At 56.1% G+C, this 23,596-nt stretch carries 24 protein-coding genes and 3 tRNA genes; 18 read left to right on the top strand and 9 right to left on the bottom strand.

Going from position 1 to position 23,596, the window contains the following annotated elements; genetic code table 11:
* Nucleotides 1-12: 12 nt before the first annotated feature.
* Nucleotides 13-450: a transcriptional regulator SlyA gene (gene slyA / locus B4056_RS06925; RefSeq protein ID WP_039384157.1), complete on the bottom strand. Its 438-nt coding sequence runs from the start codon at nt 448-450 to the stop codon at nt 13-15.
* A gap of 151 nt (nt 451-601) precedes the next feature.
* Between slyA and B4056_RS06920 the strand changes: the two genes are divergently transcribed.
* Genes B4056_RS06920 through B4056_RS06910 form a run of 3 tightly spaced genes read left to right on the top strand, consistent with a single transcriptional unit; the run spans nt 602 to nt 3,707 of the window.
* Nucleotides 602-838: a DUF1656 domain-containing protein gene (locus B4056_RS06920; RefSeq protein ID WP_039384154.1), complete on the top strand. Its 237-nt coding sequence runs from the start codon at nt 602-604 to the stop codon at nt 836-838.
* A 6-nt stretch (nt 839-844) separates the two neighbouring features.
* On the top strand, nt 845-1,702 hold the full coding sequence (locus B4056_RS06915; protein WP_039384152.1) for an HlyD family secretion protein: 858 nt from the start codon (nt 845-847) through the stop codon (nt 1,700-1,702).
* Between the two features lie 7 nt (nt 1,703-1,709).
* On the top strand, nt 1,710-3,707 hold the full coding sequence (locus B4056_RS06910) for an FUSC family protein (RefSeq protein ID WP_288654195.1): 1,998 nt from the start codon (nt 1,710-1,712) through the stop codon (nt 3,705-3,707).
* Here the strand turns inward: B4056_RS06910 and B4056_RS06905 are convergent, their stop codons facing one another.
* The 4 genes from B4056_RS06905 to B4056_RS06890 all read right to left on the bottom strand — a co-directional run bounded on the left by B4056_RS06905 (nt 3,708) and on the right by B4056_RS06890 (nt 6,131).
* On the bottom strand, nt 3,708-4,175 hold the full coding sequence (locus B4056_RS06905) for a hypothetical protein (protein WP_039384148.1): 468 nt from the start codon (nt 4,173-4,175) through the stop codon (nt 3,708-3,710). It abuts the gene before it with no gap.
* A gap of 125 nt (nt 4,176-4,300) precedes the next feature.
* The gene (gene sodC / locus B4056_RS06900) at nt 4,301-4,819 is read right to left on the bottom strand and encodes a superoxide dismutase family protein (RefSeq protein ID WP_094111264.1); all 519 of its coding nucleotides are present in this window, start codon (nt 4,817-4,819) and stop codon (nt 4,301-4,303) included.
* Between the two features lie 81 nt (nt 4,820-4,900).
* Nucleotides 4,901-5,797 (bottom strand): aldo/keto reductase, encoded by an 897-nt coding sequence (locus tag B4056_RS06895; RefSeq protein WP_094111263.1) that lies wholly within the window; start codon nt 5,795-5,797, stop codon nt 4,901-4,903.
* A 64-nt stretch (nt 5,798-5,861) separates the two neighbouring features.
* Nucleotides 5,862-6,131, bottom strand: coding sequence for a DUF1289 domain-containing protein (locus tag B4056_RS06890; RefSeq protein ID WP_162287178.1), 270 nt, complete (start codon nt 6,129-6,131; stop codon nt 5,862-5,864).
* Between the two features lie 184 nt (nt 6,132-6,315).
* Here B4056_RS06890 and eptA point away from each other — a divergent pair, with 184 nt between their 5' ends.
* From eptA to rnt, 5 genes are all read left to right on the top strand, one after another.
* Complete coding sequence (eptA, locus tag B4056_RS06885; RefSeq protein WP_094111262.1) at nt 6,316-7,953, top strand: phosphoethanolamine transferase EptA; 1,638 nt, start codon at nt 6,316-6,318, stop codon at nt 7,951-7,953.
* Between the two features lie 39 nt (nt 7,954-7,992).
* A complete protein-coding gene (locus B4056_RS06880; protein ID WP_039384141.1) occupies nt 7,993-8,595 on the top strand; it encodes a TetR/AcrR family transcriptional regulator in 603 nt (200 codons plus the stop codon).
* A gap of 41 nt (nt 8,596-8,636) precedes the next feature.
* Complete coding sequence (locus tag B4056_RS06875; protein WP_113655489.1) at nt 8,637-9,734, top strand: alkene reductase; 1,098 nt, start codon at nt 8,637-8,639, stop codon at nt 9,732-9,734.
* Between the two features lie 96 nt (nt 9,735-9,830).
* A complete protein-coding gene (gene gloA, locus B4056_RS06870) occupies nt 9,831-10,238 on the top strand; it encodes a lactoylglutathione lyase (protein WP_039384137.1) in 408 nt (135 codons plus the stop codon).
* Nucleotides 10,239-10,346: 108 nt separating this feature from the next.
* Entirely contained in the window at nt 10,347-11,030 is a 684-nt protein-coding gene (rnt, locus tag B4056_RS06865; protein ID WP_039384135.1) for a ribonuclease T, read from the top strand.
* 38 nt (nt 11,031-11,068) lie between these two features.
* Here the strand turns inward: rnt and B4056_RS06860 are convergent, their stop codons facing one another.
* On the bottom strand, nt 11,069-11,401 hold the full coding sequence (locus B4056_RS06860; protein WP_021506217.1) for a Grx4 family monothiol glutaredoxin: 333 nt from the start codon (nt 11,399-11,401) through the stop codon (nt 11,069-11,071).
* A 352-nt stretch (nt 11,402-11,753) separates the two neighbouring features.
* Between B4056_RS06860 and B4056_RS06855 the strand changes: the two genes are divergently transcribed.
* Nucleotides 11,754-12,542, top strand: coding sequence for a C40 family peptidase (locus tag B4056_RS06855; RefSeq protein ID WP_039384133.1), 789 nt, complete (start codon nt 11,754-11,756; stop codon nt 12,540-12,542).
* A 297-nt stretch (nt 12,543-12,839) separates the two neighbouring features.
* Nucleotides 12,840-13,865: an HTH-type transcriptional repressor PurR gene (gene purR / locus B4056_RS06850; protein ID WP_039384130.1), complete on the top strand. Its 1,026-nt coding sequence runs from the start codon at nt 12,840-12,842 to the stop codon at nt 13,863-13,865.
* Here the strand turns inward: purR and punR are convergent.
* On the bottom strand, nt 13,862-14,773 hold the full coding sequence (gene punR, locus B4056_RS06845; RefSeq protein WP_094111259.1) for a DNA-binding transcriptional activator PunR: 912 nt from the start codon (nt 14,771-14,773) through the stop codon (nt 13,862-13,864). The genes purR and punR overlap by 4 nt on opposite strands.
* Before the next feature lie 108 nt (nt 14,774-14,881).
* On the opposite strand from punR, the gene punC reads away from it, so the two are divergent.
* The gene (punC, locus tag B4056_RS06840) at nt 14,882-16,075 is read left to right on the top strand and encodes a purine nucleoside transporter PunC (RefSeq protein ID WP_039384127.1); all 1,194 of its coding nucleotides are present in this window, start codon (nt 14,882-14,884) and stop codon (nt 16,073-16,075) included.
* A 272-nt stretch (nt 16,076-16,347) separates the two neighbouring features.
* Complete coding sequence (cfa, locus tag B4056_RS06835; protein ID WP_288654192.1) at nt 16,348-17,496, top strand: cyclopropane fatty acyl phospholipid synthase; 1,149 nt, start codon at nt 16,348-16,350, stop codon at nt 17,494-17,496.
* Nucleotides 17,497-17,555: 59 nt separating this feature from the next.
* Here the strand turns inward: cfa and B4056_RS06830 are convergent, their stop codons facing one another.
* Nucleotides 17,556-18,212 carry a riboflavin synthase gene (locus B4056_RS06830; RefSeq protein WP_039384122.1) on the bottom strand — a complete coding sequence of 219 codons (657 nt, stop codon included), beginning with the start codon at nt 18,210-18,212 and terminating at the stop codon, nt 17,556-17,558.
* A 191-nt stretch (nt 18,213-18,403) separates the two neighbouring features.
* Here B4056_RS06830 and B4056_RS06825 point away from each other — a divergent pair, with 191 nt between their 5' ends.
* From B4056_RS06825 to B4056_RS06800, 6 genes are all read left to right on the top strand, one after another.
* Nucleotides 18,404-19,777 (top strand): MATE family efflux transporter, encoded by a 1,374-nt coding sequence (locus B4056_RS06825; RefSeq protein ID WP_039384121.1) that lies wholly within the window; start codon nt 18,404-18,406, stop codon nt 19,775-19,777.
* A 154-nt stretch (nt 19,778-19,931) separates the two neighbouring features.
* A tRNA-Val gene (locus B4056_RS06820) sits at nt 19,932-20,008 on the top strand.
* A gap of 3 nt (nt 20,009-20,011) precedes the next feature.
* A tRNA-Val gene (locus B4056_RS06815) sits at nt 20,012-20,088 on the top strand.
* Between the two features lie 14 nt (nt 20,089-20,102).
* Nucleotides 20,103-20,179, top strand: a tRNA-Val gene (locus tag B4056_RS06810).
* A gap of 343 nt (nt 20,180-20,522) precedes the next feature.
* Nucleotides 20,523-21,935: a pyruvate kinase PykF gene (gene pykF / locus B4056_RS06805; protein ID WP_039384119.1), complete on the top strand. Its 1,413-nt coding sequence runs from the start codon at nt 20,523-20,525 to the stop codon at nt 21,933-21,935.
* 302 nt (nt 21,936-22,237) lie between these two features.
* Entirely contained in the window at nt 22,238-22,474 is a 237-nt protein-coding gene (locus tag B4056_RS06800) for a major outer membrane lipoprotein (RefSeq protein WP_039384115.1), read from the top strand.
* Between the two features lie 88 nt (nt 22,475-22,562).
* Here the strand turns inward: B4056_RS06800 and B4056_RS06795 are convergent, their stop codons facing one another.
* Nucleotides 22,563-23,537, bottom strand: coding sequence for a L,D-transpeptidase family protein (locus B4056_RS06795; RefSeq protein WP_288654191.1), 975 nt, complete (start codon nt 23,535-23,537; stop codon nt 22,563-22,565).
* Between the last annotated feature and the right edge of the window lie 59 nt (nt 23,538-23,596).

The raw sequence follows: 23,596 nt of genomic DNA, 5'->3' as shown, positions 1-23,596 counted from the left end.
GGCGTCGGTTTTTTATTTTTCGCGATGCTGTAATTCGAGAATATTTTTCTCAAGCCGCGCAATCAGCGTGACCATCTGATTGATCTCTTCGGCGCTGATGCCAGCCAGGATATCGTCGCGGGTTGCATCAATAACGTGCTCTACCTGCCCGATAATCGGTGCGGCTTCTTTGGTCAGCCTGATGCGTTTCGCCCGCCGATCGTTTGCGCAGGTGGAGCGGGTGATCAGTCCCTTCTCTTCCAGCTGATCCAGCGTGCGCACCAGCGAAGGCTGCTCAATACCGATCGCTTTAGCCAGCTGGATCTGCGACTGTTCTGGCGGAAGTTGATGAATATTATGCAAAGTCACCCAGTGCGTTTGTGTCAGCTCCAGCGGCTTCAGGCGCTGATCGATTAACGCGCGCCAGATGCGCACCAGGCGCGACAGGTCGGTTCCAAGTGGCGTATCCATTTCATCTCCTTATAATTAGCTTGCTAGCTATCAAGCCAGATTTTACACTATTTTGCGAGTTTACAGGACAAAATACAAATAGCAGGCCAGACGTAGTGGATATCGCTACGCTTATCATGACATTGCCTGAGTCAACAAAGGATGATGACACATGCCCACCCCTGATTTTCCTGCAGCAGCGCCCCTGACCGATCTGGTCTTTGGTGCCTCACTGCTGTTTCCGCCGCTGTTTAAGGCCGTGCTGCTCGGCTTTTTTTTCTGGCTGCTGATCCATCCTCTGCTGCGCGACCGGCTCTATGCCGGTGATATCTGGCACCCCACTCTGCTGGATCTCTCACTGTTTGTGCTTTGCGTGTCAGCCGCGCTGTGGCTGGTGCAATATGGATAACCGACCATGACCTTTAATCCCCTGAAATATTTCTCGACCCTGATTGTTTTTGCGCTGGCGCTGCTGGCCGCCTGGTGGATGTGGAATACCTACATGCAGGCGCCCTGGACACGCGACGGCAAAGTGCGCGCTGAACTGGTTGATGTGACGCCTGAGATCTCCGGCCGCATTACTCAGCTGCGGGTGCGGGACAATCAGCGCGTACACAAAGGCGACGTGCTGCTTGAGCTTGATGCAAAACCGTGGCAAATCGCGGTAGCGAGCGCTGAAGCACAGCTGGCGAAAGCACAGAGCGATCTGGCAAAAGCGCAGCATGAAGCGCGGCGGCGGGCAGAACTGCCGCGTAATGTTATTTCAGCAGAAGATCGGGATATCGCTCAGCTAACCGCTGAAGCGGCTGCCGCTACGGAGAAAGCGGCGCAGGCGACGCTGGATCAGGCGCGCTGGAATCTGCAGCAGACCACACTGACGGCTCCCACCGATGGCTGGATAACCAATCTGACGCTGCGTCCTGGCAACTATGCGACGGCGGGAACACCGCTGTTTGCACTGGTTGACAGTCATTCATGGTATGTCGTGGGCTATTTTGAAGAGACTAAACTGCGCCATATCCAGCCTGGTGCCGCAGCGCGAATTGCGCTCTATAGCGATGGCACCCGGCTGCAGGGAGAAGTAGAAAGCATCGGCAGCGCTATCTACGACCAGAGCGTAGCGACCGACAGCGGCCTGGTGCCGGATATCAAACCCAATGTTCCCTGGGTGCGGCTGGCGCAGCGGGTACCGGTACGTATCCGGCTGACGCAGCTGCCCGCTAATGTCCGGCTGGTTGCGGGCACCACCTGTACCATCTCTGTTGCGCACTGAGGCGAGCATGAAACTGCACTGGCTGGCGTGGCATAACCTGCCCTGGATCAGAGCCACACGCGGTGAGTGGTGGAGCGCCCTGCGCATTAGCCTGGCGATGTGCCTGGCCCTGACTATGGCGTATCTGCTGCAGCTGGATGAGCCCTACTGGGCGATGACGTCGGCGGCGGTCGTGAGCTTTCCCGGACTGGGGGGTGCAATCAGTAAAAGCCTGGGGCGGATTGCCGGCAGCCTTACCGGCGCGCTCGCCGCGCTGCTGATTGCCGGTCACACGCTAAATGAGCCATGGCTGTTTGCTTTTTTTATGGCCAGCTGGCTGGCGCTCTGCACCTGGATCGCCAGCCATTATCAAAACAATGTCGCTTACGCTTTTTCCCTCGCTGGCTACACCGCCGCTATCATCGCGTTCAGCAGCGTTAACGTCAGCGACACGGCTGAGCTCTGGACGATTACCCAGGCGCGCGTCTGTGAAGTCATCACCGGTATTCTCTGTGCGGGCATAATGCTGATGCTGCTGCCCGCTACCTCAGATGGCAGCCATCTGATGCGCTCGCTGCAGCAGATGCATCAGCGTCTGCTGCAGCACGCACGTTTGCTGCTGCAGGAGCGCGGCGAAACAGCCCATCTTGCTCATGAGCAGGTTATCAGTGAAATTCTGACCATGAATCTGCTGCGCATTCAGGCATTCTGGAGCCATTACCGCTACCGCCGGCAGAATAGCGTGCTGAACTATGTGCTCCACCAGCAGCTGCGGCTGACCAGCATGCTCTCAGGCCTGCGCCGTATGCTGCTCAACTGGCCCGATGCACCGGACGACGTGCAGGAGGCGTTAGCGCAGGTGCTGGAGCAGCTTACCCGGCCGCAGTGCGATAAATATTGCATCGCGCGCATCCTGAGCCGCGTGACGCCGCCTGACAGCGGTGATTTTCGTCAGCGCGCTTTTGTCACGCGTCTGCATACCTTCTGCCGCCTCTGGCTGGACGTGCAGCGCTGGATCCGTCTGCTGCAGCACCCCGAAACCGGCGTCCGTTTTCAGCCACCGCGCGTTCCGGCACTGTCGCGTGAAGCTGACAGCGTTGAGGCGGCCTGGAGCGCCCTGCGCACGTTTACCGTTATTATGCTGGGCTGTGCTTTCTGGATTGTTACCCGCTGGGAATCGGGTGCCGCAGCGCTGACGCTGACGGCTATCGCCAGCGTACTTTACGCCTCAGCCCCTTCGCCCGGCGGCAGCGTTCTGCTGCTGCTGCGTACTCTGCTCTGGCTGTCGCTGTTCAGTTTTCTGTTTCAGTATGGATTGATGGTGCAGATCAATGCGCTGGGCGGGTTTTTAGCCGTGCTTTTTCCGCTACTGCTGACGCTGCAGCTCTTCAGGTTACAGCAGAAAAAACGGGCGGCGCTGTGGGGGCAGTTCATTGTGTTCATGGGATCGTTTATCGCCGTCACCAATCCGCCTGAGTGGGATTTTCAGCGTTTCATTAATGACAACCTGGCAAAGGTGTGCGGCGTGTTGCTGGCGTGGATGGCCTTTCAGCTGCTGCGGCCGGGTTCTGATATGCGCCGCAGCCGCCGTTATATCCACGCTATTCGTTACGCTTTTCTCGACCAGCTGCGCAGACGACCACGCCTGAGCGAATATCGTTTTGAATCACATATCTATCACCATATCGGCCAGCTGACGCAGAGCCGCGATGCGCAGGCCCGTCTCTGGCTGCTGCGCTGGGGCGTTGTTCTGCTGAACTGCTCGCATATTGTCTGGCAGCTGCGCCAGTGGCAGCCTGCGGATAGCGCGCTGGCGCAGCTGCGCGACCAGAGTATTCAGGATCTGCACCCGATCATGAGCCGGCGCGGCGTGCAGCATCGCGCCCTGGAGCAGACGCTGCAGGCGCTTGATAAACAGATATTCCGGCCCGGTTCAGAGGTCAGCGGTGAAGCGAATACGCTGGCAGGCATGTTATGGCAGCTTCGCTGTGCGCTGGCTCAGCTGCAGCAGGCGCTGCCGGAGTAATTACCGGCAATATTTTGCCCACTGATTCTGAAAATCGGTTTGCAGCTGCGCCAGCGTTTTACGATCTTCAAACCGGCTTTTATCCTGTTCGCTCTCCGGCCTGATCACCAGCGCTTTTTCATCATAAGAGTAGATAAAGCGGCGGGTCAGCGTGGTTCCGGTAAAGCTGCGCCCCTGAATTGAGCCGCAGACCACCGGGATAGTCTGCGTATAGATCGCCGTATTGAGGAAATTGGTTTCGCTGGCGCTACGCAGCACGTTCTGGCAATGGTGCTTTTCCAGCTGCTGCACGCTGTGCGGCGTCAGCCACTCCCGGCCGCGGGCGATATGCTCGCAGCTGGCGCGCAGCGGACTGGTATCTATATTGCGCTGCAGCTGACGGCTGGCGTCGAGACGCAGCTGCGTATCCCTGGGCCGATCGCACCCTGCAAGTAACAGTGCCAGCAGCACTATCCCTAAGCTTTTCATTCCTGCCCCTGAGTGGTTCCCTGACTGTATCGCTATGATAGAGCGGAATAATCGTCCTGAGTAGCATTAAACGGTGTCAGAATTTTATTGCAGCGGGCAGCCCTTGCTGCACTACCCGCGGTTGATCAGATTACGCCACAGGCAAGACGCGCTCCCCCGCCTCCCAGCGGTTCAGGATGATCGGCATGGTTATCACCGCCCACGTGAACCATCAGCGCCTTACCTTTAATATCACTGAGCGATTTCAGACGCGGCGCAACCACCGGATAGCTGGCTTTGCCGTCATCTGTAACATAGAGGGCCGGCAGATCGCCGAGGTGCCCGTCGGCATAAGGACCGAGATGTTTGCCGCTGTTCTGCGGATCAAGATGGCCACCCGCAGCGCCGGCTGCCACGGTTTTCCCCTGCGACTCGCCAGGTTCACAGCTGCCTTTAGCATGCACATGGAAACCATGGATGCCCGGTTTCATACCGGATAACGCCGGGGTAAATTGCAAACCGTAGTCCGTTTCCGTAATGGTCACTTTACCCACGGCCTCGCCGACGCCCTGGGCGGAAACCTGATGCAGCGTGACCTCCTGAGAAGCAGCGCTGGCACCGGCCGAACAGGCCAGCGTAATAAGAGCAATAAGCGTTCTTTTCATAACGTCTCCTTACGGTTGATAGACCCGATAAGTCTGGACGCTTTTTGCCCGCGCTGCTGCAGTTTGACGAAGCTTTACGCTTCAGGGCACATCGTAGCCGAGCGCGGCTTTACGGATACGGAACCACTGCTGGCGATTAAGCGTCAGCGCAGCCGCCTCTGCCGCCTGACCGATGCGGCCGGTTTTACCGGAGCCGATGATCGGCAGTGGCCGGGATGGCAGCATCATAATCCAGGCATAGACCACCTGCTCAATCGTGGCCGCACCGATCTCCTGCTGAACCTGGCTCAGCTCGTCGCGCAGCGGCTGGTAGTGTGGATCGCTGAACAGACGGCCGCCGCCGAGGCAGGACCACGCCATAGGACGCATCCGCGCCTGCTGACACTGATCGAGCGTGCCATCCAGCAGCGCGGTCTGCTCCAGCGGCGAGATCTCCAGCTGGTTGGTCACCAGCGTAAACGGCAGGCGCGACTGCAGCAGCGAAAACTGCGCCGGGGTAAAATTTGAGACGCCAAAATGACGCACTTTACCGCTCTGGTGCAGCTGCATAAACGCTTCGGCCACTTCATCGGCATCCATTAGCGGATCGGGACGATGGATCAGCAGCAGGTCGAGGTAGTCAGTCGCAAAATGCGTGAGCGAGTTTTCCGCACTGCGAAGAATGTGGCTGGCATCGGTGATGTAGTGTCCGATCTGATGCTCAGGTTTGGCCCGCGTTGCGATGCCGCACTTAGTCACAATCTGCAGCTGTTCGCGCAGCTGTGGCGCCAGGCGCAGCGCAGCGCCAAACGCCGCCTCGCACTGATAGTCACCGTAGATATCCGCATGATCGACCGTGGTCAGCCCGAGGGAGAGATGATACTCAATAAATGAGACCAGCTGCTGTGGTGTCATCCCCCACTCCATTAACCGCCAGTAGCCGACCACCAGAGGAGAGAAAGCCGGCCCCTGAGGGGAGATAGCCTGTGGTTGTAACATAACAAAACTCCCTGCATTGAATGTTAAAAAAGGGAGTATAACGAAATGAGGACAGAAGCGGCGTTTAAAACAGCGAGGGCTGCTGCGGATCCTGATCCGCATCCGGTTTTTGCTGACGCTGCAGGCGCAGATAGCGCTGCCGGCACAGCCTTAGCACTTCACGCTTCTGCGCATCGCTGAAGCGCATCCAGTTAAAACGCTCTTCACGACTTCGCAGGCAGCCGCGACAATAGCCGCGCGCATCGGTCTGACAGATGCCGCGACAGGGGCTGGGTACCGGGAAAAACTCGAGTTGTTCAGCCACATCTGCCTCTGATTCGCTACTGGATAACATAGTGATAACAGTTTCCGCGTGAACTGCAAGCTGCGGTGCTAAAAGAAAGCGTACCTGCCCGGCTCTCTGATCTAATCAATAAGTGTTATTTAACTTTAACAATAACGTCATCTGAAGTGCGTTTAAGGTTATCCTCAGATTTCTTCTCTACTGTGCGTCCATTCTGACTTGATAATGAACCTCAATGAAACCTGCCATTAAGTTACAGTGTCACGAAAACCGGTTTAATCTGCTGGCTGCCCTGCTGTTCGCGCTGATTCTGAACGCGCTGTTTCTGCAACAGGCGTGGAAAATCATCACCTATACCCGTCTGCACGACTACCTTTTTGCTGCCAGCATGCCGGTCGTGCTGACGGCCGCATTTTATCTTCTGTTTTGCCTGTTTGCCTGGCCATGGGTTCGCAAGCCACTGCTGATCGTACTGGTACTGATCAGTGCAGCAGCCAGCTACTTTATGTTCAGCTTTGGGACGGTAATCGACACCAATATGGTGGCCAACGTCTTTGAATCCAGCGTGCAAGAGGCGGGTGCGCTGGTAAGCCCGCGCTGGCTGGTCTGGATGCTGCTGATGGGGTTGCTGCCGGTGCTGCTTATCGCCTTCGTGCGCGTCAGGCGCAGTCAGCGCTGGTGGTGGAGCATCCTGCAGCGGCTGGCGGGAGCGCTGGGGGCGCTGCTGGTGATCCTGCTGATGGCTGCCCTGTTCTACAAAGATTATGCGTCGCTGATCCGTAACAACAAAGGGCTGGTAAAAATGATCACGCCAGCCAATGTGATTAGCGGTGCTGGCCATTATGTCGATAAGCGCTATCTGCAGGGCAGCCAGACGCTGATTAAAATCGGGCAGGATGCCCGCAAAGGCCCGCTGATCGCGCAGGCAGCTAAAAAAACCCTGGTGGTGCTGGTTGTGGGAGAAACGGCACGCGCGGAGAACTTTTCGCTGGGCGGCTATGCGCGCCAGACCAATCCGGAGCTGCAGAAGCAGCAGGTGATTTACTATCCGCATGCGACCTCCTGCGGCACCGAGACGGCGGTTTCTGTACCCTGCATGTTCTCAGTGATGCCGCGCGAGCATTACGATGCTGACCTGGCACATCACCAGGAGGGCGTACTGGATGTGCTGGCGCACGCCGGAGTCAGCGTATTGTGGCGCGAGAATGATGGTGGCTGTAAAGGCGCCTGCGACCGCGTGCCGCACACTGACATGACGCAGTGGTCGTTACCGCAATACTGCCATAGCGGATTCTGCCTCGATGACGTGCTGCTGCACCGCTTCGATAACTACGTTGACAGTTTACATAACGACAGCGTGATCGTGCTGCATCAGATGGGAAGCCACGGCCCGGCCTACTATCTGCGCTATCCGGCTGCATTTCGTCGTTTTACACCCACCTGCGACAGTAATCAGATTCAGGATTGCGATCCGCAGGCGCTGGTCAACACCTATGACAATACCCTGCTTTATACCGACAGCATGCTTAGCCAGACTATCGACAAGCTAAAAGCGCTGAGCGACCGCTTTAACGTGGCGCTGGTTTATCTTTCGGATCATGGTGAGTCGCTGGGCGAACACGGTATGTACCTGCACGGCGCGCCCTGGATGCTTGCCCCGTCACAGCAGACGCACATTCCGCTGCTGATGTGGTTCTCACCCGGCTATGCCAGCGCGTTTCATCTGGATGAAAGCTGTCTGCGGCGGCAGGCCGCAACGCAGCCGGTCTCCCAGGATAACCTGTTTCATACGCTGCTGGGCCTGTTTGACATCCGGACGCAGGTTTATCAGCCGCAGCTGGATATGATCAAATCGTGCCAGCAGAAAAGCTGACGCTTGCATTAGACCGACTGGTCTACTAGGCTTTTGCTCATGAACAAAAGTGTGCAACGTAATGAAACCCGTGAACACCTGCTCGCTACCGGCGAGCAGGTTTGTCTGCAGCGCGGCTTTACCGGAATGGGACTCAACGAAGTACTCACGCTGGCGGCCGTGCCGAAAGGGTCCTTCTATTACTATTTCCGCTCTAAAGAGGCGTTTGGCGTTGCGCTGCTGGAGCGCTATTTCGTCAATTATCTGCAGCAGATCAATCAGCAGCTGACGCTGCCATCCCTGCCTGCGCGTCAGCGGCTGCTGGCGCATTTTCGTTCAGGCCGGCAGCTGTTTGCTGAGCAGGGGCTTATTATGGGCTGCCTGGGCGTCAAGCTGTCGGCTGAGGTATGCGATCTCTCAGAGCCGATGCGCGATGCGCTGCAGCGCGGCGCCAGCGCCATTATTGCCGCTTACGCACACTGCCTGACCGAGGCTGCGGCTGAACAGCCGCTGCTATTTAATCAGACTCCGGTGCAGCTTGCGCAGCGTTGCTATCTGCTCTGGCTGGGCGCCAGTCTGCAGAGCAAAATTTCCCGCGAACCAGATCCGATTAATCTGGCACTCAGCACTATCGAACAGTGGCTTAACGGCCCGCATTTTTAAAACAGATGTTTATAGACGACCGGTCTAATAGAGGAATTACTATGGCGAGCAAACAGCTATTTTCCCCGCTGAAAGTGGGTGCAGTTACCGTTCCTAACCGCGTATTCATGGCACCGCTGACGCGGCTGCGCAGTATTGAGCCGGGTGATGTTCCCACGCCGATGATGGCTGAGTACTACCAGCAGCGTGCCGGAGCGGGCCTGATTATTACTGAAGCGACGCAGGTCTCTTTTCAGGCTAAAGGCTATGCGGGCGCACCAGGCCTGCATACGCAGCAGCAGATTGATGCATGGAAGATGATCAACGAAGGCATTCACGCTGCTCAGGGCCACGTTGCGGTCCAGCTGTGGCATACCGGCCGCATTTCACATTATAGCGTGCAGCCAGAAGGCAATGCACCGGTTGCGCCTTCTGCCCTGCCAGCCGGTACCCGTACCTCGCTGCGCGCCGCTGACGGCAGCGTGTATCGCGAAGAGACCTCCGTGCCGCGCGAACTGACCGTCGATGAAATTAAGCAGATTGTGCAGGATTTCGGCCAGGCTGCAGCCAATGCCCGCGAGGCTGGCTTTGACCTGCTTGAGCTGCACTCAGCGCACGGCTATCTGATGCACCAGTTCCTGTCGCCTGACTCAAACAAGCGCGACGACGAGTATGGCGGCTCGATTGAAAAGCGCGGCCGCTTTGCGCTGGAAGTTGTGGATGCAGCGATCGCCAACTGGTCTGCCGATCGCGTCGGGATCCGCGTTTCACCTGTCGGGGCGTTCCAGAACCTGGAAAATGGCCCGGACGAAGAGGAAGCTGCGCTCTGGTATATCAGTGAACTGGGCAAACGCGGCCTGGCCTATCTGCACCTTTCTGAGCCAGACTGGGCGGGTGGCAAACCTTACACTGATGCGTTCCGCGAAAAAGTCCGCGCGGCTTTCCCCGGTGTGATCATCGGTGCCGGCGCCTACAGCGTGGAAAAAGCGGATGATTTGATCGCGCGCGGCCTGATTGATGCCGTGGCGTTTGGCCGCGACTTTATTGCCAACCCGGACCTGGTTGCCCGCCTGCAGCAGGATGCTCCGCTTAACCCGCAGCGCCCGGAGAGTTTCTACGGCGGCGGTGCGGAAGGTTACATCGACTACCCGACGCTGTAACCGGCAGCTGCCGCATAACGATGCGGCAGCCCCGTCACCCGCTATACTTGTACTGTTTCTGCGTCAAAATCTGACCATGTTAAAAAAGAGGATGTTATGCGTTTACTTCACACCATGTTACGCGTTGGCGATCTGCAACGCTCAATTGACTTCTATACCCGCGTGCTGGGTATGCGCGTGCTGCGTCAGAGTGAAAATGCAGAATATAAATATACTCTGGCATTTGTTGGCTACACCGAAGAGAGCGAAGGTGCGGTCATTGAGCTGACCTATAACTGGGGTACGGAAAAATATGACCTTGGGAACGCCTATGGTCACATCGCGCTGGGCGTAGACGATGTCGCCGCAACCTGCGAGCGCATCCGTAGCGCGGGCGGCAACGTAACCCGTGAGGCGGGCCCGGTTAAAGGTGGCAGCACGATTATTGCGTTTGTTGAAGATCCCGATGGCTATAAAATTGAGCTGATTGAAAACAAGCATGCCGGTAATGGCCTTGGTAACTGATGCCTGACGCCAGCCCGCAAATTTGCGGGCTGGTTTTTCTCATCTGCTGCACCCTCCCGCCTTTTTTGCCATAATGCGCGCTGCCCTTTTCACTGCTATGAGATCCTGATGTCTGAATCGAACGCCCAGAACGCCCTTAACCAACGCTTTCGCGGCTTTTATCCGGTAGTTATCGATGTCGAAACCGCCGGTTTTAATGCGCAGACTGATGCGCTGCTGGAGATTGCCGCCACGACCCTGAAAATGGATGAGGATGGCTGGCTGCAGCGTGACGAAACCCAGCATTTTCACATTGAACCCTTTGCAGGTGCCCTTCTTCATCCTGAAGCGCTGGCGTTTACCGGTATCGATCCTGCGAACCCGCTGCGCGGCGCAGTGAGCGAATATGAAGCGCTGCACGCCATCTTTAAACAGGTGCGCAAAGGGCTTAAAGAGAGCGGCTGCAACCGGGCGATTATTGTGGCGCATAATGCCAACTTTGATCACAGCTTCGTTACGGCGGCGGCTGAGCGCGCCAGCCTGAAACGCAACCCCTTTCATCCGTTTGCCACCTTTGATACGGCGGCGCTGAGCGGGCTGGTGCTGGGACAGACGGTGCTGGCAAAAGCGTGCAAGGCGGCAGGTATCGATTTTGACAGCACGCAGGCGCACTCGGCGCTTTATGATACAGAGCAGACGGCAATGCTGTTTTGCGAGCTGGTAAACCGCTGGAAACGTTTAGGTGGCTGGCCGCTGGCGCTAAATGACGCTGAGGCAGAGAGCGAAGCGTCAGGCGAAAGCGCGGCAGAGTAAAAGAATGAAAAAGGCCGGCACAGCGCCGGCCTTTTAATTTATTCCGCTTCTTTGTGTTTCTCAGCGGTTTCTTTGATCAGCGGCTGAAGTTCACCGCGCTGGAACATCTCAACGATGATGTCGCAGCCGCCGACCAGCTCCCCATCCACCCACAGCTGCGGGAAGGTTGGCCAGTTAGCGTATTTTGGCAGTTCAGCACGGATATCAGGATTCTGCAGGATATCAACATACGCGAAGCGTTCGCCACAGGCAGAGAGCGCCTGAACAGCCTGAGCTGAGAAGCCGCAGCTTGGCAGTTTTGGCGATCCTTTCATATACAGCAGGATCGGGTTTTCTGCGATCTGGCGCTGAATTTTTTCAACAGTACTCATTTTTGCCTTCCTTAATTCTTCACTTCGTGTTTGTTTATTGTAGCGACTTCATCCCGCGACTGAAATCGGGAATTTGCCTCGCTGCGGCATGAATCGCCATGTTTGTTAAGTTTGCCGCCACGGGCGTATGACGAAGTGTGTATTAATACACGATTAGCAATAAATATGCTGCGTTAACCGCCTGAAACCGCTCATTTTTGCTGCACAGCCCTTGTGTTGATGGATTTAATAAAAAAGACCTTACCTTTTGTAAAAAAAGTGGATTAGAATCAATCCGGCGCTGATCGCTGATCAGAATTTTCTAATATTGCCGCGGTCTGCTTCTGCAGCCTGCCGAACCTGTAACCGGACTATGCGTTTACTGATTACGCTTTTCATACTGGCTTTTGCTCAGCTGTTTTTTAACGTGGCCGCTGCTTCACCGCACAAGCCGGTTAACGCCAGCCTGCAGAAAGCGGAGAAAAAGAGTGCGCGCGACGATGAGCGCCGCAAACGACGTCCGGTTAAAACCTCGGCTAAAAAAACACGCGTCACGCCCGTACAAAAAGTTAAATCGAAAAAAAGCCTGCACGCAGAACCGCCTGCGACTTCCCGTACCGCCCGTAAAAAAGCGCCCGCCCTCTCCGCCAGCAAAAAATATGGTCATCAGCGTACCAGCCGGAAAATAGCGGCCGCGGAAGAGAGTACCGATGCGCTGACCGGTATCAGGCTCAGCAAATCCCACCGTCTGCGCTACCAGAAGGCGCGTGAAACCGCCATGACTAAACTTATGGGCCAGCTGGGCAAACCTTATCAGTGGGGCGGCACCTCTCCGCTTACCGGATTCGATTGCAGTGGCCTGGTCTGGTACGCCTACAAAGATCTGGTCCGTTTCAAACTGCCGCGCACGGCCAACGAAATGTATCATCTGCGCGATGCCGCTCCTATCAAGCGCGAAATGCTGGAGAAAGGGGATCTGGTGTTTTTCCGCATCAATAATCGCGGTACAGCCGATCATGTTGGCGTTTATCTGGGTAACGGCAAATTTATTCAGTCACCACGTACCGGCAAGGATATTCAGATCAGCGCGCTGGGTGAAGATTACTGGCAGAAGCACTATGTTGGCGCACGCCGCATGATGACACCTAAAACCATTCGTTAGCAGTTGCGCAACACGCCGCGCGCGTTTTGGCCTGAACACATACCGGCTGCCGTAATCTAAATATTTTCGCCTGACCTCAGGTAAAAATCTCGTTTTATGCCCCTCACCTTGCTAGAATCGCCGCCTTTCGTTGCGCAACACCTTTTGCGCACGCTGCTGTCATTATCTGTTACGGTTAATTACTCGCCTTAAATCAGCCATTTTTATGCTGAAACCGGGCAGAAAACCCTGCGCAGACGCAAACGTTTAACACTATACTTATCATAAAGTTGCGATAGGTTTAAGAGGTCCATTTTCATGGCAACAATTAAAGATGTGGCAAAACGCGCTGGCGTATCAACGACCACGGTTTCGCACGTCATCAATAAAACGCGCTTTGTCGCTGAAGAGACGCGTAATGCCGTGTGGGAGGCGATTAAAGCGCTGCACTACTCTCCCAGCGCCGTGGCGCGCAGCCTGAAAGTTAATCACACGAAAACATTGGGTCTGCTGGCGACATCCAGCGAAGCCCCCTACTTTGCTGAAATCATTGAAGCGATTGAAAACCACTGCTTCGCTCAGGGCTATACGCTGATTCTGGGCAATGCGCACAATGACCTGCAAAAACAGCGCGCCTATCTGTCGATGATGGCGCAAAAGCGGGTAGATGGCCTGCTGGTGATGTGCTCTGAGTATCCGGACGATCTGCTTCAGATGCTGGAAGAGAATCGCAATATTCCGATGGTGGTCATGGACTGGGGCGCTTCCCGCGGTGATTTTACCGATACCGTGCAGGATAACGCCTTTCAGGGCGGCTATCTGGCCGGCCGTTACCTGATCGAGCGGGGTCATCGCGATATTGGCGCTATTCCGGGCCAGCTGGAGCGCAATACCGGCGGCGGACGGCACGCCGGCTTCCTGCAGGCGATGCAGGAAGCGGGGATCGCGGTGCGTGCGGAGTGGATCGTACAGGGCGATTTTGAGCCGGAGTCGGGTTATCAGGCGATGCAGCAGATCCTGAGCCAGAAGCAGCGGCCTACCGCTGTGTTCTGCGGCGGCGATATTATGGCAATGGGCGCCATCTGCGCTGCTGATGAGATGGGCCTGCGCGTACCGCAGGATATTTCGGTGATCGGCTATGATAATGTGCGCAACGCCCGCTACTTTACGCCGGCGCTGACGACGGTGCATCAGCCCAAAGCTCAGCTGGGTGAGAAAGCGCTGGAGATGCTGCTGGACCGCATTACCAGTAAACGTGAAGAGCCGCAAACAATTGAAGTTCAGCCCAGTCTGATTGAGCGTCGCTCCGTCGGGGATGGTCCGTTTCGCGACTATCGCCGCTAAGCGCGGCGCTCGCTGAGCCACTCATGGTTTAGCGTCTCAGCATCCCCCAGGTATTCCAGCAGCCAGGTCAGCGCTGGCGACGCCCGCTGCTCGGCCCAGCTGACGCAGCAGGGACTCTCCGGAAAGGGCTGCGGTAATATCAGCTCCACCAGCGCGCCGCTATCCAGTAGCGGCCGCGCCAGATGTCCCGGGATCATCCCCACGCACAGGCCAGCCTGCAGGCAGTCGATTCCGGTTTCCCACTCCGGTACCACCAGCCGGCGCTGATTATCCAGCGTCCAGGTCATACGGCGCGGCAGCGCGCGCGACGTATCTTCCAGCACCAGCGACGGCCAGGCGCGCAGCGCCTCTTCGTCAGGATGCGCGCTCTGCGCCAGTGGATGATCCGGACTGACCACGCAGCGCCAGTTAAGGGCGCCCATATCCTGAAAAGCAAAGCGTCCGCCAACCGGGATCGCCTGCGTGGCGCCGATGGCTACGTCAACCCGGCCATCGGCCAGCGCATCCCATACGCCGTTAAACACTTCATAGCTGATGATCAGCTCCATATCGGGAAAGTGGCGATAGAAATCTTTCACCAGCTGGCGCGTGCGCTGCGGCTTGACGATACAATCAACGGCAATAGTGAGCTGGCCGCGCCAGCCGTTGGCCAACTGCTGACACTGGCGTCGCGTTGCCAGCATTTTTTTGATAACAGAGCGGCCTTCTCGCACAAAATGCTCGCCGGCCGGCGTCAGGACCACCTCCCGATGCTGGCGTTCAAACAGCTCCACGGCAAGCCAGCTCTCCAGCTGCCTGATGGTATAGCTGATAGCAGAAGGCACGCGGTGCAGCTCCTGCGCTGCCGCGCTGAAACTGCCGGTGCGGGCGACGGCATCCGCCACCTCAAGTGCATATTCAGACCACATATTTTTGCCTTCAAAAAATTTAACAGCACTCTGCAAATATTAGCGTTTCACAAAGCTGACTGCACCCTTTTACACTCCTTCGCGTTTCCCTGCCGAATGAGAAAAATAGTGATGTCATCTAAAGGATTTCTGCCCTATCTGGCGCTGCTGAGCATGCTCGGCTTTCTCGCCACGGATATGTATCTGCCCGCATTCAGCGACATGCAGCGTGATTTTGCCACCGCTCCGGGTGTTATCAGCGCCAGCCTGAGCCTGTTTCTGGCAGGCTTTGCCTGTGCGCAGGTGGGCTGGGGACTTCTCTCTGACCGCATTGGCCGCAAACCGGTTTTACTGGCGGGCCTCTCAATCTTTGCCCTGAGCTGTCTGGCCATGCTATGGGCCGACAACGTCTGGCTGATGCTGGCGCTGCGCTTTATTCAGGCTGTGGGCGTCTGTGCCGCCGCCGTGAGCTGGCAGGCGCTGGTTATCGATCGCTACCCTAAAGCGCAGGCCAATAAAGTGTTTGCCACTATCATGCCGCTGGTGGCGCTCTCTCCTGCTCTGGCTCCGCTGCTGGGTGCCTGGCTGATGAGTCATTTTCACTGGCGCACTATTTTCCTGGTGCTGACGCTGATTACCCTGGTGCTGCTGGCAGGTACCCTCAGACTTCGCTCGCCGCGTATCTCTCAGGCGGCGCGCGGCGATCAGCCTGGCTGGCTGACGCTGCTCGCTACCCGCGCCTACAGCGGCAACGTGCTGATTTACTCCGCCTGCTCTGCCAGCTTCTTTGCCTGGCTGACGGGTTCACCCTTTATTCTGGCGGCCGCGGGCTTAACCCCGGCCGATATCGGGCTCAGCTATGTGCCGCAGACGATTGCCTTCCTTATTGGCGGTTTTGGCTGTCGTGCGCTGCTTAATCGCTTTCAGGGCGCGCAGCTGCTGCCCTGGCTGCTGCTGATTTACAGTCTGAGCATTATGAGCCTCTTTGCCGTTGCGCTGCTTCCCGCGCCGTCGCTTTTTGGCCTGCTGCTGCCTTTCTGCGGTATGGCGCTGGCAAACGGCGCTATCTATCCGATTGTGGTTGCCAGCGCGCTGGCGCCGTTCCCGCACGCCAGCGGTAAAGCTGCAGGTTTACAGAATCTGCTGCAGCTTGGCTTATGCTTCCTTGCCAGCCTGATTGTCTCGGCTGGTTTGCAGCAGGCGCTTTATCACACTACGCTGGTAATGGTAAGTACGGTGGTGCTCGCCTGGATGGGCTTCGTCTGGCAGCGCGCAACGGCTAAATCAGCCGATATCGCCCATCCCTGCGAAGACAACGCATAAGCCGGTCTGGTGCTATTTTGCCAGAGAGCGATCCGCCCGCATTCGCGCCGCGGGTCGCTATCTCTTCTGACATTCATAACAATAACAGCGCTCCCGGTCTTTCCGGGACAGCATCTGCGTGCGGCCAGGCCGCTGCGCATTGCGTGAGTCCGGACTATTCATACCTCTGTTAATGTGGTTTAGCTGCGCACGGCACCACCCTGCGTTCTTTCACAGACCTGATGCAGATCCTTCTGTTTCCCAGGTCATATTTACAAGGTGATGGAGAAGCTATGAGTTCATCATGTGCAGAAGCAGTCACTCCCGAAGAGAATCCGTGGTTTCGTATTGCCCGGGAGTTACTTGAACAGGCAGATATTCGCGTTAATGGTTCACGACCGTGGGATATTCAGGTTCATCATGCTGACTTTTTTAAGCGCGTGATGCAGGAAGGCTCACTGGGTCTGGGCGAAAGTTACATGGATGGGTGGTGGACGTGTGAACGACTGGATATGTTTTTTCATCGCGCGCTCAGACATCATCTCGATCATCAGCTGCCGCACCACTTTAAGGATACGCTGCGTATCGCCGCTGCCCGGCTGACCAATCTGCAATCAAAAAAGCGCGCCTGGCAGGTCGGCAGAGCGCACTACGATTTGGGTAATGACCTGTTCAGCCTGATGCTGGACCCGTTTATGCAGTACTCCTGCGGCTACTGGCCTCATGCGCAAACGCTGGAAGCGGCGCAGGAAGCCAAGCTGGATCTGATCTGCCGCAAACTGCAGCTTGAACCCGGCATGTCTCTGCTGGATATCGGCTGCGGCTGGGGCGGGCTGGCGGAGTTTGCTGCCCGCCGCTACGGTGTCAGCGTATATGGCGTCACTATCTCCCAGGAGCAGCAAAAGATGGCACAGCAGCGCTGCGCCGGACTGGACGTCACGATACTGCTGCAGGATTATCGCGACCTTAAGCAGCAGTTTGACCGCATCGTTTCCGTCGGGATGTTTGAGCACGTTGGCCCGAAAAATTATGCGACCTACTTCAGGGTGGTTAACCGCAACCTGAAACCCGGCGGCCTCTTTCTGCTGCACACCATCGGGGCGGTAAGAACCGATATGCGGGTAGATCCGTGGATCGATAAATATATTTTCCCGAACGGCTGCCTGCCCTCTGTGCGACAGATAGCGGACGCCAGCGAGCCTTATTTTATTATGGAAGACTGGCACAACTTCGGGACCGATTATGACACCACGCTTATGGCGTGGCATACGCGTTTCCTGGCGGCGTGGCCGCAGCTCTCTGCCCGCTATGATGAGCGTTTTAAGCGTATGTTCAGCTACTATCTCAATGCGTGTGCAGGTGCCTTTCGCGCCCGGGATATTCAGCTGTGGCAGGTGATGTTCAGTCGCGGCTATGAAGGCGGGCTGCGCGTTGCGCGCTAGGTTAAAAAGGCGCGTTGCGCGCTAGGTTAAAAAGGCGCGCTGCGCGCCTTTACTGAAGTTTATTCTGCCGGTCCGGCCGGCGCTGTTGCTGCGGCAATCAGGGCGGCTTCACGCTGCGCCATAACGCGCTCAACGGTATCCACAATCGCCTGCGTTTGCGGATCGATTTCGATATTGACCTTATGCCCCAGCTTTTTGCTTCCCAGCGTGGTGCGCTCCAGCGTTTCCGGGATCAGGTGGACGCAGAATTTGGTTTTGGTCACATCGCCGACCGTCAGGCTGATGCCATCAATACCGATATAGCCTTTGCGCAGAATATATTTTATCTGTTCTGCATCCTGCAGTCTGAACCAGACTTCGCGGTTATTTTCCGACTGAATAATTTTGCAGATTTCAGCGGTGGTCATAATATGACCCGACATCAGGTGTCCGCCAATTTCATCGCTGAATTTAGCCGCACGCTCAATATTGACTCTGTCACCCACCTGCAGCGCACCCAGATTGGTAATGCGCAGCGTCTCTTTAATCAGGTCAAAGCTGACCCGATCTTCTTCGATGGCCGTTACGGTCAGGCAGCAGCCGTTGTGCGCTACAGACGCCCCCAGCTCCAGCCCTGGCAGCAGGGCTGCATCAAGACGTACAGTATGAGTGCGAAACAGCTCTTTCTCTTCAATGGCGACAATTTCCGCCACGCCCTGCACAATACCCGTAAACATAACTATCCTCTCAACGCGTTTGTCTTAGCTTATCACAGCCTGCCAGCACAACTTAATTTGCGCATGCGCAATGGTTGCATAAAAGGCAAATAAATTTGTTATCATTATTTGTTCCGCGTGCGGGCTCTGGCTGCATTGAGCGCGCATTCGCCGGGAATAGTCTCTCTTTCTCTTAATCAAACAGGTGATACGTGCAGAAGTATTTAACAGAAGCGCGTCAGCTGCTGGCCCTCGCAATCCCGGTGATCCTCGCTCAGGTAGCCCAGACTGCGATGGGATTTGTAGATACCGTTATGGCCGGTGCGGTAAGCGCCACGGATATGGCCGCCGTTGCTGTTGGCACCTCTATCTGGCTTCCCGCCATTCTTTTTGGTCACGGTCTGCTACTGGCACTGACGCCAGCCGTTGCGCAACTCAACGGGTCCGGACGACGTGAACGCATTGCCGAGCAGGTGCGCCAGGGGTACTGGCTGGCACTGGCCGTTTCGCTTGTCATTATGGTTGTGTTATGGAACGCGGGCTATCTTATCCGCGCAATGCATGACATTGACGCCGATCTGGCCATTAAAGCGGAAGGTTACCTGCATGCGCTGCTCTGGGGCGCACCGGGCTATCTTTTTTTCCAGGTGGCGCGTAACCAGTGCGACGGTCTGTCTAAAACCAAACCCGCCATGCTGCTGGGCTTTCTCGGACTGCTGACCAACATTCCGCTGAACTACATCTTCATTTATGGCCACTTTGGTATGCCGCGTCTCGGCGGCGTGGGGTGCGGCGTGGCAACCGCCTCCGTCTACTGGGTGATGTTTCTGGTTATGCGCTTCTGGCTCCGGCGTATGCCGGCGATGCGCGATATTCGCATGGCCTCACGCTGGTCAGCGCCCTCGCGCGCTATTCTCACGCGGCTCTTTTCGCTGGGGTTACCGGTAGCGCTGGCGCTGTTCTTTGAAGTTACGCTGTTTGCCGTAGTGGCGCTGCTGGTTTCACCACTGGGCATTGTGAATGTCGCAGGACACCAGATCGCGCTCAACTTCAGCTCACTGATGTTTGTCCTGCCACTGTCGCTGGGGGTAGCCACCACGATTCGCGTGGGTTACCGGCTGGGTGAAGGCTCGGCGGAAGGTGCACGCACCGCCGCCTGGACCGGTCAGGGCGTGGGCATCGCCATGGCGGCCTGCACTGCCCTGTTTACCGTCACGTTCCGTCACGATATCGCCGCGCTCTATACGGCGAACCCTGCGGTCATTACGCTGGCTGCCCAGCTGATGCTGCTGGCTGCGATCTATCAGTTCTCCGATTCGATTCAGGTTATCGGCAGCGGGATCCTGCGCGGTTATAAAGATACCCGCTCGATCTTTTTCATTACGCTGATCGCTTACTGGGTATTGGGACTGCCGGCAGGCTATATCCTGGCGCTGACTGACTGGATTGTTCCGGCGCTGGGTCCGGCCGGATTCTGGTGCGGGTTTATTGTGGGCCTGACCTCTGCCGCCGCGATGATGATCTGGCGTATTCGCCGTATGCAGCGTCTGCCTGCAGAGGTTATCCTGGCGCGGGCGGCGCGCTAAGTGGCTGAGCGGGCGTTTATCTGGCCCGCAATGCTGAAAAAAGCGACGCTTCGCACAGATGCTGGTCAGTCGTCCCGATTTTCTGTTTTTTTCCCTTGCCAGGTTTCCGGCGTACCGTTAATATTCGTCCCCGCTGTCGCCCTGACAGCGTGTTGCGCTCTTAGCTCAGTTGGTTAGAGCACCACCTTGACATGGTGGGGGTCGATGGTTCGAGTCCATTAGAGCGCACCAAGTGCGTCCGTAGCTCAGTTGGTTAGAGCACCACCTTGACATGGTGGGGGTCGGTGGTTCGAGTCCACTCGGACGCACCAGTTTGCTGTATTGCGCGCTCTTAGCTCAGTTGGTTAGAGCACCACCTTGACATGGTGGGGGTCGATGGTTCGAGTCCATTAGAGCGCACCACTTCGCTGTATCCTCTTCTTGCGCAACGTCGCTTTCCTTAATTCAGGTCGATATCCCCTGCTGCTTTTATATTGGTTTTCGCATACTTAGCGATTATACTATGGCTCGTTGTTTCACCTGAAAGGTTTCAGCGCTGACGTGCCTATGCCATCAATGTCTCTGATTTGCGCAACGCCGCCCTGCCGGCCTGCTTCTGCAACGCATAACTTCCCTGCACGCTCAGTTCCTGTCACCTATTCTTACTTCTGTATTATCCGTAGCCACAATCGTCACATTTTCACTTCGGTGCTCCGCGCATCGGATACCGACCTTTATCATCCATCACAACATACAGATATCTGACATGAAAAAGACCAAGATTGTTTGTACTATCGGGCCGAAAACCGAATCAGAAGAGATGCTGACCCAGTTGCTGGAAGCAGGCATGAACGTTATGCGTCTCAACTTCTCGCACGGTGATTACGCCGAACATGGTCAGCGCATCGCAAATATGCGTGCCGTCATGGAAAAAACGGGGCATCAGGCCGCGATTCTGCTGGACACCAAAGGACCGGAAATCCGCACCATGAAGCTGGAGGGTGGCAACGACGTTTCACTCAAGGCGGGCCAGACCTTTACCTTTACCACCGATCAGTCTGTGATTGGTAATCATGAACGCGTCGCTGTTACCTATGCCGGTTTTACTGAAGATCTGAAAATTGGCAACACGGTTCTGGTCGACGATGGCCTGATTGGCATGACCGTTACTGAAGTCACGGAAAACAGCGTAGTGTGTGAAGTGCTGAATAACGGCGACCTCGGCGAAAACAAAGGCGTTAACCTGCCTGGCGTCTCTATCCAGCTGCCTGCACTGGCAGAAAAAGATAAGCGCGATCTGATTTTTGGCTGCGAGCAGGGAGTGGACTTTGTCGCCGCGTCGTTTATTCGTAAACGCTCTGACGTGCTGGAGATCCGCGAGCATCTGAAAGCGCATGGCGGCGAAAACATCCAGATCATCTCTAAGATCGAAAACCAGGAAGGCCTTAACAACTTCGATGAAATTCTCGAAGCGTCTGACGGCATCATGGTTGCGCGTGGCGATCTGGGCGTAGAGATCCCGGTTGAAGAGGTTATCTTCGCGCAGAAGATGATGATCAAAAAGTGCAACAAAGCCCGCAAAGTGGTCATCACTGCTACGCAGATGCTCGACTCCATGATCAAAAACCCGCGCCCTACCCGTGCTGAAGCGGGCGACGTGGCTAACGCCATTCTTGACGGTACTGACGCCGTGATGCTGTCTGGTGAGAGCGCCAAAGGCCGCTATCCGCTGGAGTCGGTCACGATCATGGCCACCATCTGTGAGCGTACCGATCGCGTGATGAAGTCACGCATCGACGAGCTGAAAGATTCCCGCAAGCTGCGTATTACGGAAGCTGTCTGCCGTGGTGCCGTTGAGACCGCAGAGAAACTGGAAGCACCACTGATTGTTGTAGCCACCGAGGGCGGTAAATCAGCAAAATCAGTACGTAAGTACTTCCCGGATGCAACCATTCTCGCCCTGACGACCAACCAGACCACTGCCCGTCAGCTGATCCTGAGCAAAGGTATCGAGACTCGCCTGGTTGCCCGCATTGAATCAACCGATGATTTCTATCGCATTGGTAAAGAGCTGGCGCTGGAAAGCGGCTACGCGCAGAAAGGTGATGTGGTCGTGATGGTTTCAGGTGCCCTGGTGCCAAGCGGAACTACTAACACCGCTTCCGTGCACGTGATTTGATTTAACGTCACACTTTATTTAAACAAGCGCCTTAACCGGCGCTTTTTTTATTCCGTCGCTAATCTATAATCAGAAAAATTCAAATCGAAAATAACTATTCAATATGTTGTGGAATTAAGGTTAATCCGATTAAATCCCTCTGTTTTCGCTAAATATTTTCATCATATTCTGCCAGATGCTGCTTCTTTGAGCGAACGATCAAATTTAAGCATGTTCTCATCAAAAATTTATTCTCAACTTAAAAAGCTTTGTGCAATACTTGTAACGCTACATGGAGATTAACTTAATCTAGAGGGTATAAAATGAAACGTACTAAACTGGTACTGGGCGCGGTAATCCTGGGTTCAACTCTGCTGGCTGGTTGCTCAAGCAACGCTAAAATCGACCAGCTGTCTTCAGACGTTCAGACTCTGAACGCTAAAGTTGACCAGCTGAGCAACGACGTGAACGCAGTGCGTTCTGACGTTCAGGCTGCTAAAGATGACGCAGCTCGCGCTAACCAGCGTCTGGACAACCAGGCTCACTCTTACCGTAAGTAAGAGTTCTGGTTTGAAAAATGGTGCCCTGGTGGCACCATTTTTTTTATGCTGATTCCAGCGCCCGGTGGCGCTGTCTGACCGGCTGACTTCAGCCCTGCGGCTCTGCTGCAACCTGCTCTGCCGTCTCTGCGGCAACCGGCTCGCCGCTGCTGACCAGCACCGGCATACCTGAACGGCGCGTCATCGCCTCCTCAATCAGCGCACTGTCGCTTTTCGCACTGCGGCTAAAGGCTTTCAGAGCGGTGCTGCGCACCAGCGGCTGCGTCTGCGGATCATCTTTTTCACTGCGCGACAGCGGCTGATGAACCTCAATATAGCGTTTACCGTCTGGTTCGATGGCGTACTTCACCGGCTGATTAACAATCTGAACGCGCGTGCCTGCCGGGACGCTGTTGAACAGCGCTTCAATATCAGCGGGACGCAGGCGAATACAGCCGGAGCTGACGCGCATGCCGATGCCAAAGTCAGCGTTAGTGCCGTGAATCAGGTAGTGTCCCTTGCCATACGCCAGACGCAGGGCGAATAGCCCCATCGGATTGTCAGGGCCGGCCGGAACCGTCACCGGCAGCGTCACGCCCTCTTTCGCATAGCGCTTGCGAATATTTGGCGTCGGTGTCCAGGTCGGGTTGGGAATTTTCTGGCTGATACGCGTTACCATGTCGGGCGTTGCAGCGCCTAACTGGCCAATGCCGATCGGATAGACCACCACGCGGTTTTCTCCCGGCGGATAGTAGTAGAGGCGCAGCTCAGCCAGATTAACCACAATCCCTTTGCGCGGCGCATCCGGCAACAGCATCTGCAGCGGCACGGTGATCTGCGTACCTGCCGCCGGCAGCCAGGGATCAACGCCGGGGTTTGCTTCCAGCAGGCCGAGCAGTCCTGTGCTGTAGCGCGCTGCCACGCTCTCCAGCGGCTGTTTCTTATCAGAGATAGTGGTCAGAACGTTTTCGCCGATCAGGCGGCTGTCGTCGGCAGGGAGAGGATATTCAGTAGCCATTGAAGGTGCAGAGAGTCCAAAGCAGGACAGCAGCAGTGCACCAGCTAAACGTAACGCAGGTTTCATGCAGGTTTCTCTTTCTGGATGGAAAAGACCCCGGCTAAACCGGGGTCTGAAGAGTGTAC

It is taken from the genome of Pantoea sp. UBA7232 (assembly GCF_002473195.1).
Lineage (GTDB): Bacteria > Pseudomonadota > Gammaproteobacteria > Enterobacterales > Enterobacteriaceae > Pantoea > Pantoea eucrina.
This window is presented reverse-complemented; position numbering and strand designations above follow the sequence as displayed.

Bases quoted from the DNA above. Each gene is read 5' to 3' on its own strand.
- slyA (WP_039384157.1), bottom strand. From the start codon at position 450: ATGGATACGCCACTTGGAACCGACCTGTCGCGCCTGGTGCGCATCTGG.
- pykF (WP_039384119.1), top strand. From the start codon at position 20,523: ATGAAAAAGACCAAGATTGTTTGTACTATCGGGCCGAAAACCGAATCA.
- B4056_RS06905 (WP_039384148.1), bottom strand. From the start codon at position 4,175: ATGAAAAGCTTAGGGATAGTGCTGCTGGCACTGTTACTTGCAGGGTGC.
- sodC (WP_094111264.1), bottom strand. From the start codon at position 4,819: ATGAAAAGAACGCTTATTGCTCTTATTACGCTGGCCTGTTCGGCCGGT.
- B4056_RS06875 (WP_113655489.1), top strand. From the start codon at position 8,637: ATGGCGAGCAAACAGCTATTTTCCCCGCTGAAAGTGGGTGCAGTTACC.
- B4056_RS06920 (WP_039384154.1), top strand. From the start codon at position 602: ATGCCCACCCCTGATTTTCCTGCAGCAGCGCCCCTGACCGATCTGGTC.
- B4056_RS06895 (WP_094111263.1), bottom strand. From the start codon at position 5,797: ATGTTACAACCACAGGCTATCTCCCCTCAGGGGCCGGCTTTCTCTCCT.
- purR (WP_039384130.1), top strand. From the start codon at position 12,840: ATGGCAACAATTAAAGATGTGGCAAAACGCGCTGGCGTATCAACGACC.
- gloA (WP_039384137.1), top strand. From the start codon at position 9,831: ATGCGTTTACTTCACACCATGTTACGCGTTGGCGATCTGCAACGCTCA.
- B4056_RS06830 (WP_039384122.1), bottom strand. From the start codon at position 18,212: ATGTTTACGGGTATTGTGCAGGGCGTGGCGGAAATTGTCGCCATTGAA.
- rnt (WP_039384135.1), top strand. From the start codon at position 10,347: ATGTCTGAATCGAACGCCCAGAACGCCCTTAACCAACGCTTTCGCGGC.
- cfa (WP_288654192.1), top strand. From the start codon at position 16,348: ATGAGTTCATCATGTGCAGAAGCAGTCACTCCCGAAGAGAATCCGTGG.
- B4056_RS06880 (WP_039384141.1), top strand. From the start codon at position 7,993: ATGAACAAAAGTGTGCAACGTAATGAAACCCGTGAACACCTGCTCGCT.
- B4056_RS06915 (WP_039384152.1), top strand. From the start codon at position 845: ATGACCTTTAATCCCCTGAAATATTTCTCGACCCTGATTGTTTTTGCG.
- B4056_RS06855 (WP_039384133.1), top strand. From the start codon at position 11,754: ATGCGTTTACTGATTACGCTTTTCATACTGGCTTTTGCTCAGCTGTTT.
- B4056_RS06860 (WP_021506217.1), bottom strand. From the start codon at position 11,401: ATGAGTACTGTTGAAAAAATTCAGCGCCAGATCGCAGAAAACCCGATC.
- B4056_RS06800 (WP_039384115.1), top strand. From the start codon at position 22,238: ATGAAACGTACTAAACTGGTACTGGGCGCGGTAATCCTGGGTTCAACT.
- punR (WP_094111259.1), bottom strand. From the start codon at position 14,773: ATGTGGTCTGAATATGCACTTGAGGTGGCGGATGCCGTCGCCCGCACC.
- B4056_RS06910 (WP_288654195.1), top strand. From the start codon at position 1,710: ATGAAACTGCACTGGCTGGCGTGGCATAACCTGCCCTGGATCAGAGCC.
- B4056_RS06795 (WP_288654191.1), bottom strand. From the start codon at position 23,537: ATGAAACCTGCGTTACGTTTAGCTGGTGCACTGCTGCTGTCCTGCTTT.
- eptA (WP_094111262.1), top strand. From the start codon at position 6,316: ATGAAACCTGCCATTAAGTTACAGTGTCACGAAAACCGGTTTAATCTG.
- B4056_RS06890 (WP_162287178.1), bottom strand. From the start codon at position 6,131: ATGTTATCCAGTAGCGAATCAGAGGCAGATGTGGCTGAACAACTCGAG.